Here is a 12,897-nt window from a genome sequence, read left to right as displayed (position 1 = left end):
GCACGTTCAGGCGACCGGGGTGGCGTGCACCGGGTCCAGCTCCATCAGCGTGGTGTCGTCCAGGTCGTACCCGATCGCGTTGTGTACGGCGACCACGCCCGCGACCTGTCCGGCCAGGCGGCCGGCGAGCTCGACGGCGCTGCGCCGGTCCAGCCGACCGTCCATGGTGACCTCGCCGCCGCGGACCTGCACCGTGACCAGGCCGTCGCGGACCGACAGCACCCGGCGCAGCACCTCGTGCACCACCTCCTCGCGGATCTCCGCGTCGGTACGCAGGTGCACCCGGAGCAGGTCACCACGGGTGACGATGCCGGACAGCCGGCCCAGGTCGTCCAGCACCGGCACCCGCTTGACCGCCTCGCGGTCCATCAGCCGGGCCGTCGCGGCCAGCGAGGCGCGCTCGTGGGTGGTGACCGCCGGTGCGGTCATCAGGTCCCCGGCCACCAGCGCGTCGGCCTTCTCCCGGGCGGTACGGCGCCGCCGCCCCTCGAACACCCGGCGCTCGTCCGGGTGACCGGCCCGCTCCACCTTGTGCAGCAGGTCCGCCTCGGAGATCACGCCGAGCACCCGGTGGAACGAGTCGACCACCGGCACGCCGCTGATCCGCTTACGCACCAGCACGTCGACGATCTCGCGGTACGGGGTCTGCTCCGTCACCGCCGCGACGTCCCTGGTCATCACGTCGGCCACCTGCCACGTCCTCATCACGACCTCCTCGTACCGGGCCTTCACCGGCGACGATAGGCCGCCGCAAACGCCCTGGTCAGGGGCGGCGGACCGGCGGGGAGGGGCCGACCGGACCGGGTACGGACGGGACCAATGACCCGGTCATCAGGGCACCGGTAGGCCCTGCTCCGGGAGGCGGCTCGGCGGTGGAATGAATGTGCCACCGGGAAGCGCGGTGCGAGGCACAGGAAGGGACGTGGAGACCATGACCGCGACAATCGAGCGGACCCCCGCCGTCAAGCGGACCCCCGCCGCCACCACCGCTCCGGCGGCGCACATCGAGACCACCCGGCAGAAGGCCACCCGGTACGTGTGGGCCGGCCTGCGGCTCGCGCTGGGCTGGATCTTCCTCTGGGCCTTCCTCGACAAGATGTTCGGCCTCGGCCACGAGACCGCGGCGAAGAACGCCTGGATCAACGGCGGCAGCCCGACCAAGGGCTTCCTGGGCAACGCGGTCGAGGGCCCGTTCGCGGACCTCTACCGGAACATCGCCGGCGCGGCCTGGGCGGACACGCTGTTCATGCTCGGCCTGCTCGGCATCGGTGTCGCGCTGATGCTCGGCATCGGCATCCGGATCGCCGCCGTGGCCGGCGGACTGCTCCTGGTCCTGATGTGGACGGCCGTGCTGCCCCCGGCGAACAACCCCTTCATGGACGACCACCTCATCTACGCGGGCCTGTTGGCCGGTCTCGCCCTGGTGGGCGCCGGCAACACCCTCGGCCTCGGCCGGATCTGGGCGAAGCTCCCCCTGGTCCAGCGTCTCCCCTGGCTGAAGTGAACCAGCCCGCTGCGGGGCGGGCGTCGCCGACAGGCGGCGCCCGCCCCCTTCTCGTGTCCCCGCCACGCCGGTGTGCGGGGACCGGCGCGTATCGGCCGGTCGCGATCCGGCAGGATCGACGGTGACCACACCGTCAGCACCGAGGAGACCGTTCATGGACAAGCCCCAGGTCGGCCCGATCGAGGGCGCGCCGCCCGCGGATCTGGTCGTCGAGGACATCACCGTCGGCGACGGCCCGGAGGCCCGCCCGGGCCAACTGGTGAGCGTGCACTACGTGGGCGTGGCCCACTCGAACGGCCGCGAGTTCGACGCCTCGTGGAACCGGGGTGAGACGTTCGAGTTCCCGCTCGGCGGCGGCCAGGTCATCGCCGGCTGGGACCAGGGCGTCGTCGGCATGAAGGTCGGCGGCCGGCGCAAGCTCACCATCCCGCCGCATCTGGGCTACGGCGCCCGCGGCGCCGGCGGCGTCATCAAGCCGAACGAGACGCTCGTCTTCGTGGTGGACCTGCTCGGCGTGCGCTGAGCGCAGCGCCGTTCACGTCGGGCCGTCGGCACTCGCGCCGGCGGCCCGTCGTGTGCCCGGCGGCCCGCTCCCGTTCAGGCCGCGCACGCCACCATCTCGTGGGTGCGGCCGGACCGGTCGTGGACACGACTCGGCACGTCCTGCGAGCGGTCGGAGCAGCGCACCGGGAGCACCCGGTGCAGGCCGGTCACCCGCAGCACCCGGGCCACCACCGGGTCCGGGTCGACGAGCACCAGCTCGCCACCGCGGGCCCGGACCCGCAGGTGGGTGGCGACGAGCGCGCGGACCCCGGCGGCGGACAGCAGCCGCACACCCGACAGGTCGACCCGCAGCACCGGCCGCGCCGGCGCGGCCCAGAGCGCGGCCCGGAACGCCGTCACGGTGGCGATGTCGATCTCGCCGACCGGACGCAGCTCGACCACGTGATCGTGCACGTCCATCGCCACGTGGAAGCGCTCAACGCTGTGTACCATGCGGCCAAACCTACCCGGCCCCACCGACATTTCCGGGCCTCGCGGCGGGGGTTCCGGGTACTGTCCGGGAACCGACCCCGAGCCGTCTCAGGGTCATCCCGCAGCCGCCGCGCCACGGGCGCGAAACGCCGTCGGGCACTGCCCTTCGCGACGCCGCCGGGCCACAATGAGCCGATGGCCGTCCCCCGCCCGCGTGCGCCCCTGCTGATCCGGCCGGTCCGCGAGCCGGCGACCGTGCCGCCGCCGCTGACCGGGCCCTGGGCGCCCGCCGACACCCGGCTCGACCGGGCCGACCTGCTGCCGTTGCCGGCCGGCGGGCACGGGCCGGAGGACGTGGTGGTCGACGCCGACGGCCGGGTGGTCAGCGGCGACGAGGACGGCCGGCTCTGGTGGTGGCCCGCCGACGCGCCGGCCGGCACCCGGCCCGCGCTTCTGGCCGAGACCGGCGGACGGCCGCTGGGCATCGAACGGGACCCGGTCGACGGCGGGCTGCTCGTCTGCGACGCGTACCGGGGACTGCTGCGGGTCGACCCCGCCGGCGCGGTGCACGAACTGACCGGGACCGCCCCGCCGGTGCACCTGGCCGACAACGCGGCGGTCGCGAGCGACGGCACCGTCTACTTCACCGACTCCTCCGACCGCTTCCCGCTGTCGCACTGGAAGCGGGACCTGCTGGAGCACCGGCCCAACGGGCGGGTGCTGGCCTACGACAGGCGCACCGGGCGCACCGACGTGGTGGCCGACGGGCTCTACTTCCCCAACGGGCTGGCGCTCACCCCGGACGAGTCGGCGCTGATGCTCGCCGAGACCGCCACCCACCGGCTGCTCCGGATCGACCTGCCGGGCGGGCGGGCCACGGTGCTGACCGACCTGCCGGCGTACCCGGACAACATCTCCGCGGTGGGTGACGGGACGTACTGGGTCGCGTTGCCCAGCCCTCGGCTGGCGGCGATGGAACGGCTGCTGCCGCATCCGCGCGTACGCCAGATCGTCGCGCTGCTGCCCGGCGCGGTGCAGCCCCGGCCGCGCCGTTACGGGCTGGTCGCGCTGGTCGACGGCGCGGGGCGGGTGCTGCGGACGCTGCACGGCCCGAGCGGGGCGTACCCGATGGTCACCGGCGTGCGGCAGCACGGCCGCCGGCTCTGGCTGGGCAGCCTGACCGCGGCCGGGGTGGCCCGCGTCGACCTGGACTGAGCACGGCACGGGGCCGGCCCGCGCGACGCGGGCCGGCCCCGGGGCCGTTCCTCCCCAGGTTCAGCCGCCGCTGTTGCTCCGCGACGGGGCCGGCGCCGGCGCCGACCCGCCGGCCACCGCGCCCGGGTGCGGCGTGGCGCTCTGCGTGGGCTTCAGCCCCGCCGGTACGGGCAGCGCGCTGCCCTTGGCGAACTCGTCCCAGCTGACGTTCCAGGCGGTGAAGCCGTTGCCCTGGTCGAGCTTCACCTCGGTGCCCCGCACTGTCACCAGGTCACCGACCTGCGTGACGCCCATGAGCCAGTCCGCGGCCGTGGCCGACACGTTCGTGCAGCCGTGCGAGGTGTTGGTGTAGCCCTGCTCCCCCTCCGACCACGGCGCGGAGTGGATGAACTCGCCGCCCCAGGTCAGCCGCTGGGCGTCGTCCACGTCGACCACGTAGCCGCCGTTTGGCTCACCCCGGGTGTCGAACGTGGTGTGCTCGTGCTTCTCCATGATCACCATGGTGCCGCTGGACGTCGGCGTGCTCTCCTTGCCGAGACTGACCGGGATCTTCTTGAGCACCTTGCCGTCCTCGTAGACGGTCATCTGCTTGGTCCCGTTGTCGATGTCGAGCGTCACCTGCCGGCCGACCTTGGCGGTCGCGACCCGGTCGGAGTCGCCGATCGCCTCCTTGCCGATGGGCAGCCCCTGCAACGCGCTGCGCACGCTGATCGTCGTGCCCGGCTTCCAGCGGTCCGGCGCCCGGTACTCGGCCTGCTTGCCGTCGGCCACCCACGACCAGGTGCCGGGCTGCGGCGGGTCGGTCTTCACGAACAGCCGGCGCTGCACGTCCGCGCGGGCCTCCTTCGGGATCGGCGGGTCGAATCCGAGCACCACCGGCATCGCCGTCCCGTACGTCTGATTCGGCCGGAAATACAATTCGCTGGTGACGGCCGGTTTGGTGGATTTGGCCATCGTCGTGAACGTCGTCTTCTGCGTGGCGGTCTTCCCCGAATCGCCGGTCGCGGTCACCTCCGCCGTGTACGTCCGGGAATTGGCCAGCGGACGGTCCGGCACCCAGCCGGAGCCGTCCTCGCGCGGCTGGGCCGGTACGGCGTTGCCCTTGTCGTCGGTCAGCTTGACGGCTGTCACCTTGCCGTTGCTGACCTTCGTGCCCACCTCCGCGCTGATCGGCACGTTCTTCGTGCGATCGGCGGGTGTCACGGTGACCGACGGCGGCGACGCCTCGGCCTGTTTCGCCACCGACTTCGGGCCGGCGGTGCACGCGCCGACCGCCAGCGGCGCGGCTGCGACAGTCATCGCGAAAAGCGTCAGTCGGCGCCTCGCAAACATATTTCGCCCCCCATTTCCGAACCCTCTCGCCCACATTCTGTAGGCCCGGGATCACGCCGTGGCACCTTCGGCGGAATTGCTCGGAAAAGGCTGCGGAGAATCGTGCCGGACAGGTAATTCCCGTCCCCGCTTGCGCCGCACGCGCCCTCCGCCCGGTTCCCACCACCGCCCTCCTCACCTCTTGACCGCCCCTTGTCCGTCGATCATGAAGTTGACGGCGCGCGGCGTCCTTTTTGTCCCCGTCAACCTCATGATCGACGAAGGGAGGGCGCCGTGAGGTTCCGACCCGGCGAGATCTTGGTACGAAACGGCCTCCATAGGGGCACTTTGCTACCAAGATCTCGACCGATCCCACCCACCGGAACAAGGGTCCCGCAAGACGGCCAGCGCTGGGCTCCCTCGCTCGCGTCACCCGCGCCGCTGCGGCGATCTTGCACTTGCGGCCCCGGAGAAGGGTGCGAATCGGGCACGTCGAGGGCCGCAAGTGCAAGATCGCGAGCGGGGGACGGGGAGCCCGGGGCGGGGACGCGCAGGGCGGGGACGCGGCGCGGCCCCGGACCTCCGTGGGGAGGGCCGGGGCCGGGAGTCTGACCGGTCAGACGTTGGCGACCAGGAGGGCGGGCTGCTCGACGCAGTCGGCGACGTGGCGCAGGAAGCCGCCCGCCACCCCGCCGTCGCAGACCCGGTGGTCGAAGGTGAGGCTGATCTGGGTCACCTTGCGGACGGCGAGCTGCCCGTCCACCACCCACGGCTTGTCCACGATCCGGCCGACGCCCAGCAGCGCCGCCTCCGGATGGTTGATGATCGGCGTCGATCCGTCGACGCCGAACACGCCGTAGTTGTTGAGCGTGAACGTCCCGCCGGTCAGCCGTGCCGGGGGCAGCGTGCCGGCCCGGGCCGCCACGGTGGTCTCGGCGAGCGCGGCGGCCAGCTCCCGGGTGGTCAGCCGCTGCGCGTCACGCAGCACCGGCACGACCAGGCCCCTGTCGGTCTGCGCGGCGATGCCCAGGTGCACGCCCGCGGACTGGATGATCCGCTGCCCCTCGGTGTCGACATGCGCGTTGAGCTGCGGGAACTTCCGCAGGCCGCTGAGGCAGATCCGGGCCAGCAGGGCCAGGATGCTCACCGGCGCCTCCGGCGTGGCGGCGTTGATGGCGGCGCGCGTCTCCAGCAGGCCGGTGGCGTCCACGTCGACCCAGATGGTCACCTCCGGGATCTCCCGGCGGCTGCGGGAGAGCTTGTCGGCGATCACCTTGCGGATGCCGGTGAGCGGGATGACCGTGTCACCGTCGCCGGCCGGGGCGAGCCCGACGTGGGCGGCCGGGGCGTCCGGCACCGCGGCCAGCCGGGCCGCCGGAGCAGCAGCGGCCACGGCGGCGTCCAGGTCGGCCCGGCGGATCACGCCGCCCGGCCCGGTGCCGCGCAGCGACGCCAGGTCGATGCCGTGCTCCTTGGCCAGCCGCCGCACGATCGGCGAGATGACAAGCGGCGCCGCCGCCGGTCCGCCGGTCCGCGCCGGGTCGACCGACGCCGGCGCGGCCTCGGGAGCGAGCGCCAGACGCGGCCGACGCCGCCGCCGGCCCGAGCCGCCGTGGCCGGTGCCGTAGCCGATCAGGACGTTGCCGGAGCCGGCCCGCTCCTCCTCGCGGTAGGTGGCGTGCGGATCGGGGGCGTCGTCGAGCGGGGCGATGGTGATCAGCGGCTGACCGACCGGGCGTACCTCACCGGCCGCGCCGTGCAGGGCCACGACCCGTCCGGCGTACGGGCACGGCACGTCGACGACGGCCTTGGCGGTCTCCACCTCGACCACGCTCTGGTCCACGGTGACCACGTCGCCCACGGCGACCCGCCACTCGACGATCTCCGCCTCGCTCAGCCCCTCCCCGAGGTCGGGCAGGAGGAAGTCGCGGGTCCCAACAGCCGTGCTCATGCCGTGCCGGCCGGGCATGCCCTCACGGCCCTCGCTCCGCTCGGTGCGTTCGGTCATGCCGCCACCCACCTCGTGTCGGGCTGGTCGTCCCACTGCAGGCGGGCCACGGTGTCCAGCACCCGGTCGACCGAGGGCAGGTGGGTGTGCTCCAGCATCGGCGCCGGGTACGGGATGTCCAGCCCGGACACCCGCAGCACCGGCGCGTGCAGGGCATGGAAGCAGCGCTCCTGCACCCGCGCGGCGATCTCCGCGCCGACACCGGCGAAGCCCTGCGCCTCCTGGATCACCACGCACCGGCCGGTACGGCGTACCGAGGCGGTGACCGTGGCGTCGTCGAACGGCACGATGCTGCGCACGTCGACCACCTCCAGGTCCCAGCCCTCCTCGCGGGCGGCCTCGGCGGCGGCCAGCGCCACAGGCACCGCCGGCCCGTACGCGATAAGCGTCGCGTCGGTGCCGGGGCGGCGCACCACGGCGCTGCCGATCGGCGCGGTACGGGCCGGCAGCTCCGCCTCGGCGCTGGTGAAGTAGAGCTTCTTGGGCTCCAGGAACACCACCGGGTCGGGGTCGTCGATGGCGGCGCGCAGCAGCGAGTACGCGTCGTCCACGGTCGCGGGCGTGACCACCTTCAGGCCGGGCGTGTGCGCGTAGTACGCCTCGGACGAGTCGCAGTGGTGCTCCACGCCGCCGATGCCACCGGCGTACGGCACGCGGATGACGATCGGCACGCTCAACGCGCCGCGGGTGCGGTTGCGCAGCTTCGCCACGTGCGAGGCGATCTGCTCGAACGCCGGGTAGGCGAACGCGTCGAACTGCATCTCCACGACCGGCCGCAGCCCGGACATGGCCAGGCCGACGGCGAACCCGACGATGCCGGCCTCGGCGAGCGGGGTGTCGAAGCAGCGCTTGTCGCCGAACCGGGCCTGCAGCCCGTCGGTGATCCGGAAGACGCCGCCGAGCTGGCCGACGTCCTCACCGAAGACGACGACCCGCTCGTCTTCGAGCATCGCGTCGGCGAGCGCCGCGTTGAGCGCCTTCGCCATGGTCATGGTGGCCATCAGGCGTCCCCCTCCGCGTCGGCGGCCAGCTCGGCCCGGACCATCTCGCGCTGCTCGACGAGTTGCGGCGTCGGTTCGGCGTACACGTGGTCGAACAGGCTCAGCGGGTCCACCGTGGGCTGGTCGTCCATCCGGCGGCGCAGCGCGGCGGCGTACTCCTCGGCCTCCTCGGCGATCGCCGCGACGGCGGCGTCGTCGAGGACGCCCTTGGCCCGCAGGTACGCCTCGAGCCGGGCGATCGGGTCGCGGTCGCGCCACGCCTCGACCTCGTCGGCGTCGCGGTAGCGGGTCTGGTCGTCGGCGTTGGTGTGCGGTTCCATCCGGTAGGTGTGCGCCTCGACCAGGTAGGGGCCCTTGCCGGCGCGGGCGTGCGCGACGGCGCGCTCCAGCACCGCGAGGACGGCGACCGGGTCGTTGCCGTCGACCTGCTCGCTGGGTACGCCGTAGCCGACGCCCTTGTACGCGAGGCTCGGCGCGGCGGTCTGCCGGGACAGCGGCACGCTGATGGCGTACTTGTTGTTCTGCACCAGGTAGACGACGGGCGCCTTGAACACGGCGGCGAAGTTGATGCCCTCGTGGAAGTCGCCCTCGCTGGTGGCGCCGTCGCCGATGAACGCCAGCGCCACGGTGTCGCGGCCCTGGTACGACTCGCCGTAGGCCAGCCCGGCGGCGTGCACGCACTGGGTGGCGAGCGGGGTGCACTGCGGCGCGGTGCGGGTGGCGGCCGGGTCGTACCCGCAGTGCCAGTCGCCGCGCAGCAGCGTGAGCACCTCGACCGGGTCGAGGCCGCGGGCGGTCAGCGCCATCGACTCGCGGTATGTGGGGAACACCCAGTCGTCCTCGCGCAGCGCGAGCACGCCGCCGATCTGGCACGCCTCCTGGCCGCGCGCGGACGGGTAGACGGCGAGGCGGCCCTGCTTGGTGAGCGCGGTGGCCTGCACGTCGAAGCGGCGGCCGACGACCATCCGCCGGTACATCTCGCGCAGCGTCTCGACCGGCGGCTCCGGGTAGTCGTCGCGGGCCGGCAGCGGGGTCCCGTCGGGTTCGAGCAGCCGGACCGGTTCCCGCTGCGGCATGAAGCCGGCTGACGGGTCGGGTGCGGCCGGGGTGGTCTTCCGGCGGGTGCGCGGGGATGCCCTGCGGACCGCCTGGGGTGTGGTCGTCACGGCGGGGACCTCCTGGACGTGTGGTGGCCCTATGCTCCCGGTCGTGGATGATTGACTCAACATGCGGGATGAACGCGGGACGAATGGCACGGGAAGGCGGCTGCGGTGAGCCAGGAGACCGGCACCACACCGGGCGCGGCGGGCGGAACGGGACGTTCGGCCGGGCCGTTGGACGAGGTGGATCGGCGGATCCTGCGCGAGCTGGTCCGCGACGCCCGCACGTCCATCCGTACGCTGGCCGAACGGGTGCACGTCTCGCGTACCAACGCGTACGCCCGGGTGGAGCGGCTGCTGCGCGACGGGGTGCTGACCGGGTTCACCGCGCGGGTCGCGCCGGAGCCGGCCGGGCTGGGCACGTCGGCGTACATCGCGCTGACCATCGAGCAGAACACCTGGCGGGAGGTCTCCGCCGAGCTGGCCCGGGTGCGCTACATCGAGCACGCGGCGCTGCTCAGCGGCGAGCACGACGTCCTCGCGCTGGTCCGGGCGCCGGACAACGCGACGTTGCGGGACGTGGTGCTGGACCGGGTGCAGAGCATCGCCGGGGTGCTGTCGACGCGCACCTGGCTGGTGTTCGAGGAGTTCGACGGCACGCAGAGCCCCTGGGACTGACCGCCTCAGCGTTCCGGCGGCGACTCCAGCCCTTCGGCGTCGGCCCGCTCCAGCAGGGGTTCCAGCGAGTACCGCCGCCCGTCCAGCCCGGCGTGCGGGTCGCCGCGGTCGGCGAACCGCGCGGGCATGCTGAGCACGTCGAAGTCCTCCGGGCGGGCGTCGTCCAGCTCGGACCAGTCCAGCGGCGCCGAGACCAGCGCCGCGGGGGTCGGCCGGATCGAGTACGCCGAGGTCATGGTGTGGTCGCGGGCCATCTGGTTGTAGTCGACGAAGACCGGCCGGTCCCGCTGGTCGCGCCACCAGGTGGTGGTGACCAGGTCGGGCAGGCGGCGCTGCATCTCCCGGCCCAGCGCGAGCACCGCACGCCGGCACTCGCCGAAGCTCCAGCGCGGCTCGATCGAGACGTACACGTGGATGCCGCGCCCGCCGGTGGTCTTCGGGTAGCCCTCCAGGCCCAGCTCCGTCAGGAACGCGCGTACCTCGTGCGCCACCGGCACCACCTGCGCGAAGTCGACACCCGGCATCGGGTCGAGGTCGATGCGCAGCTGGTCGGGGCGTTCCACGTCGCCCTTCGACACCGGCCACGGGTGGAACCGCAGCGTGCCCAGGTTGGCCGCCCAGATCACCACGGCCAGCTCGCTCGGGGCCACCTCGTCGGCGGTACGGCCGCTGGGGAACGTGATGTGCGCGGTGCGCACCCAGTCGGGCGCGCCGGCCGGAAGCCGCTTCTGGTAGAACGCGTCGCCCTTGTTGGTCTGCCGGGTGGCCACCTTGGCGCCCTCGAACACGCCGCGCGGCCAGCGTTCCAGCATGGTCGGCCGGTCCCGCAGCGCGCGCAGGATGCCGTCGCCGACGGACAGGAAGTAGTTGACCACGTCCAGCTTGGTCAGCCCGCGCTCCGGGAAGTAGGGCTTGTCGGGGCTGGAGACGCGGACCAGCCGCTCCCCCACCTGGATCTCCTGCGCCGCCGTGGTCGCCACCGTCACACCGTAGCGATCCTGGCCGGGCGTGGGGACCGGCTCACCGGGACTCCCCGGTGACCGACAGCCGGATCCAGGCGTCCACCCAGGCCCGTACCGCCGGTTCGCCGGGGTCGGCGCCGAGCGCGCCGGCCAGGCCGGACACTGTCGCGCCGCAGCGGTCCAGGCCGACCGCGGCGAGCCCGGCCGCCGTCGCGCGCAACCGCTCCGGGAAGGCGGCCGGCAGGTGCCGCAGGCCGGTGTGCGCGGCCTGCGCGAGCAGCGCCGCCGCCGCACCCAGCGCCGCGGCGACCGGGTCGGGCCGGGCGTCGACCGCGCCGGCCAGCCGCCCGTCACCTACCCCAGGCGCCAGATCGGGTACGACCACAGTGTCGGCGACCACCGCCAGCGGCTCGACGACGAGTCCGTCGGCGCCCCGGCGGACTGTCCCGCTGACGTAGCGCGGCGGCCCGTGTGTGCCGTCCAGTGCCGCCGCGAGCGCGTCGAGTGCACCCGGGGCGGCGGCGTGGTGAGTGGCGGTGACGGTCGCCGTGCCGCCGTCGACCCCGGTCACCGTGGCGTGCAGGCGCTGTTCGCCGGCCGCGTACCCGATGGCGCGGACCTCGCCGAGCGCGAGCACCCGCACCGACTCGGCGGCGGTCCGGGGGCGCAGCAACCGGGGCGGCCGTCCGGCCAGCTCGGCGGCGAGCGCGTCCGGGTCGCGGGCGAGCAGGCCCGGCGGCAGACCGGACCAGTCCCCCGCGCCGGGCGTGACAGTGGTGCGGGCCAGCCGGCCGGCGGCGAACCGGAGCTGGTGCGCGGCGCTGCGCACCGCCGACTCGGAGACCACGTTGCCGCCGGCGAGCGCGCCGAGCGTGGCGCCGGTGATCCGCCGCCCGGCCAGCTCGCGCCCGGTGGGCGGGTCGTCGCCGGTGACCGGGTAGGCGCGGCGCAGCACCAGCACCGAGACGGCGGCCGGGTGGGCGAGCACCACGTCCACGCCCACCTCGCCGCCGCTGGACCGGACCCGGGCGCCGAGGCCGGTCAGCCGTACCCGCCGCAGCGGCGTCTCCGCCGGCTCGTGGGTGCCGAGTACCCGCTCCGGCGGGGTGGCCCCGGCGTTGACCACCGCGCGCCGCCGCGCGGGCAGCTCGGCGAGCAGGTCGGCGAGGGTCTCCGGCCGGTACCGGGCGCCGCGCGCGGCGTACGCCTCCAGTTGCCCGGCCAGGTCCTCCACCGCCAGCAGCGGCCAGCGCAGACCGGCCGCGTCGAGGTCCCGCCGGGCCGCCGCGAGCCGGGCGTCCACGCCGGAGCCCAGGTGCGCGACGCCGGTCAGCAGCACGTCGGCGGCCAGCGCCACCGCCGCGTCCAGCGCCGGGTGATCCGTCACGGTGGCCGGTCCGCCGACGCGTACCTGCGCCTCGGGACGGTCCGGGTGTTCCCGGTCGGCCGCCCGGCACGCCCACACGGCGAGCGCGATCGATTCTCCGCCGTCGTCGGCGGCGTCGCCGCGCGCGTACCCGATCTGGCGGGGCACGAGGAACCGGACCGTGCCGGTAGGCAGCTCCACGCGCGGGACCGGGTCGGCGGCGTCCGGCCGGTGGACCACGGCGGTGTAGCCGCGGCGCAGCCGTCGCTTCGCGGCGGCCTGCGCCGGGGCGCCGATCGCGGCGGCCAGTTCCTCGTCGGTGACGTCGCCCGGCGACCACCGCCACGGCTCGCCGCCGGAGCCGGCGTCGTCCAGGCCCGGCGTGACGTCGTGGCCCGGCTCGGCGTCGTGGCTCGACGCGGCGTCGTGGCCCGGCACGGCCTGCCGGTCCGGCGCCGCGGGCTGGTCCGGCGCGACCTCGCGGCCGGGGGCGTCGGCGTGCGTGCGCTGGTAGGTCAGCACGACGGTGAGCAGGTGCCGGCACACGCCGGGCGCCGGGCAGGAGCAGATCCCGGCCGCGAGGCCGCCGCCCCCGGGCAGCGTCACCGTCACCCCGTCCGGGTACGCGGCGCGCACCTCGCCGTCGGCGTCCTCGGTGAGCACCGGCCGCTCACCGGCGTCGACCTCCTTCGTGGCGCGCTTCACCAGGCCCCTGTTGCTCAGCGCGGCCAGCACGTCCGGGGTGAGCGCGATCAGGTCGTCACGGGTCATCCGGTC

General features: G+C 74.3%; 12 protein-coding genes. 4 read left to right on the top strand and 8 right to left on the bottom strand.

Annotated features, from left to right (window positions below):
* Nucleotides 1-6: 6 nt before the first annotated feature.
* Nucleotides 7-705 (bottom strand): CBS domain-containing protein, encoded by a 699-nt coding sequence (locus tag A4R25_RS05160; protein ID WP_030499932.1) that lies wholly within the window; start codon nucleotides 703-705, stop codon nucleotides 7-9.
* A gap of 217 nt (nucleotides 706-922) precedes the next feature.
* On the opposite strand from A4R25_RS05160, the gene A4R25_RS05155 reads away from it, so the two are divergent.
* Nucleotides 923-1,504 carry a hypothetical protein gene (locus tag A4R25_RS05155; protein ID WP_369799256.1) on the top strand — a complete coding sequence of 194 codons (582 nt, stop codon included), beginning with the start codon at nucleotides 923-925 and terminating at the stop codon, nucleotides 1,502-1,504.
* Between the two features lie 154 nt (nucleotides 1,505-1,658).
* Nucleotides 1,659-2,027: an FKBP-type peptidyl-prolyl cis-trans isomerase gene (locus tag A4R25_RS05150; RefSeq protein WP_030499930.1), complete on the top strand. Its 369-nt coding sequence runs from the start codon at nucleotides 1,659-1,661 to the stop codon at nucleotides 2,025-2,027.
* A gap of 74 nt (nucleotides 2,028-2,101) precedes the next feature.
* On the opposite strand, the gene A4R25_RS05145 is transcribed toward A4R25_RS05150, so the two are convergent.
* A complete protein-coding gene (locus A4R25_RS05145) occupies nucleotides 2,102-2,500 on the bottom strand; it encodes an STAS domain-containing protein (protein WP_082930915.1) in 399 nt (132 codons plus the stop codon).
* A 174-nt stretch (nucleotides 2,501-2,674) separates the two neighbouring features.
* Here A4R25_RS05145 and A4R25_RS05140 point away from each other — a divergent pair, with 174 nt between their 5' ends.
* Nucleotides 2,675-3,694, top strand: coding sequence for an SMP-30/gluconolactonase/LRE family protein (locus tag A4R25_RS05140; protein ID WP_064445789.1), 1,020 nt, complete (start codon nucleotides 2,675-2,677; stop codon nucleotides 3,692-3,694).
* A gap of 60 nt (nucleotides 3,695-3,754) precedes the next feature.
* On the opposite strand, the gene A4R25_RS05135 is transcribed toward A4R25_RS05140, so the two are convergent.
* From A4R25_RS05135 to pdhA, 4 genes are all read right to left on the bottom strand, one after another.
* Complete coding sequence (locus tag A4R25_RS05135) at nucleotides 3,755-5,026, bottom strand: Ig-like domain-containing protein (protein ID WP_064445788.1); 1,272 nt, start codon at nucleotides 5,024-5,026, stop codon at nucleotides 3,755-3,757.
* Nucleotides 5,027-5,621: 595 nt separating this feature from the next.
* Entirely contained in the window at nucleotides 5,622-6,956 is a 1,335-nt protein-coding gene (locus tag A4R25_RS05130; protein WP_064446475.1) for a dihydrolipoamide acetyltransferase family protein, read from the bottom strand.
* Between the two features lie 53 nt (nucleotides 6,957-7,009).
* The gene (locus A4R25_RS05125; protein ID WP_064445787.1) at nucleotides 7,010-8,014 is read right to left on the bottom strand and encodes an alpha-ketoacid dehydrogenase subunit beta; all 1,005 of its coding nucleotides are present in this window, start codon (nucleotides 8,012-8,014) and stop codon (nucleotides 7,010-7,012) included.
* Nucleotides 8,014-9,213 (bottom strand): pyruvate dehydrogenase (acetyl-transferring) E1 component subunit alpha, encoded by a 1,200-nt coding sequence (gene pdhA, locus A4R25_RS05120; RefSeq protein ID WP_043330070.1) that lies wholly within the window; start codon nucleotides 9,211-9,213, stop codon nucleotides 8,014-8,016. The genes A4R25_RS05125 and pdhA overlap by 1 nt, the downstream gene beginning before the upstream one ends.
* A gap of 72 nt (nucleotides 9,214-9,285) precedes the next feature.
* On the opposite strand from pdhA, the gene A4R25_RS05115 reads away from it, so the two are divergent.
* Nucleotides 9,286-9,792 carry an Lrp/AsnC family transcriptional regulator gene (locus A4R25_RS05115; protein WP_030499924.1) on the top strand — a complete coding sequence of 169 codons (507 nt, stop codon included), beginning with the start codon at nucleotides 9,286-9,288 and terminating at the stop codon, nucleotides 9,790-9,792.
* Nucleotides 9,793-9,797: 5 nt separating this feature from the next.
* On the opposite strand, the gene A4R25_RS05110 is transcribed toward A4R25_RS05115, so the two are convergent.
* Complete coding sequence (locus tag A4R25_RS05110) at nucleotides 9,798-10,778, bottom strand: DNA polymerase domain-containing protein (RefSeq protein WP_064445786.1); 981 nt, start codon at nucleotides 10,776-10,778, stop codon at nucleotides 9,798-9,800.
* 34 nt (nucleotides 10,779-10,812) lie between these two features.
* Nucleotides 10,813-12,891, bottom strand: coding sequence for a hypothetical protein (locus A4R25_RS05105; RefSeq protein WP_064445785.1), 2,079 nt, complete (start codon nucleotides 12,889-12,891; stop codon nucleotides 10,813-10,815).
* Between the last annotated feature and the right edge of the window lie 6 nt (nucleotides 12,892-12,897).

This window comes from Micromonospora sp. NBRC 110037, from assembly GCF_001652995.1.
Taxonomy (GTDB): domain Bacteria; phylum Actinomycetota; class Actinomycetes; order Mycobacteriales; family Micromonosporaceae; genus Micromonospora; species Micromonospora chalcea.
Note: the sequence above shows the minus strand (reverse complement) of the source record. Positions and strands in the feature narration are given on the sequence as shown.

Excerpts from the sequence above, each read along its gene's own strand:
- A4R25_RS05145 (WP_082930915.1), bottom strand. The coding sequence starts at position 2,500 with ATGGTACACAGCGTTGAGCGCTTCCACGTGGCGATGGACGTGCACGAT.
- A4R25_RS05125 (WP_064445787.1), bottom strand. The coding sequence starts at position 8,014 with ATGGCCACCATGACCATGGCGAAGGCGCTCAACGCGGCGCTCGCCGAC.
- A4R25_RS05105 (WP_064445785.1), bottom strand. The coding sequence starts at position 12,891 with ATGACCCGTGACGACCTGATCGCGCTCACCCCGGACGTGCTGGCCGCG.
- A4R25_RS05160 (WP_030499932.1), bottom strand. The coding sequence starts at position 705 with ATGAGGACGTGGCAGGTGGCCGACGTGATGACCAGGGACGTCGCGGCG.
- A4R25_RS05140 (WP_064445789.1), top strand. The coding sequence starts at position 2,675 with ATGGCCGTCCCCCGCCCGCGTGCGCCCCTGCTGATCCGGCCGGTCCGC.
- A4R25_RS05130 (WP_064446475.1), bottom strand. The coding sequence starts at position 6,956 with ATGAGCACGGCTGTTGGGACCCGCGACTTCCTCCTGCCCGACCTCGGG.
- A4R25_RS05135 (WP_064445788.1), bottom strand. The coding sequence starts at position 5,026 with ATGTTTGCGAGGCGCCGACTGACGCTTTTCGCGATGACTGTCGCAGCC.
- A4R25_RS05150 (WP_030499930.1), top strand. The coding sequence starts at position 1,659 with ATGGACAAGCCCCAGGTCGGCCCGATCGAGGGCGCGCCGCCCGCGGAT.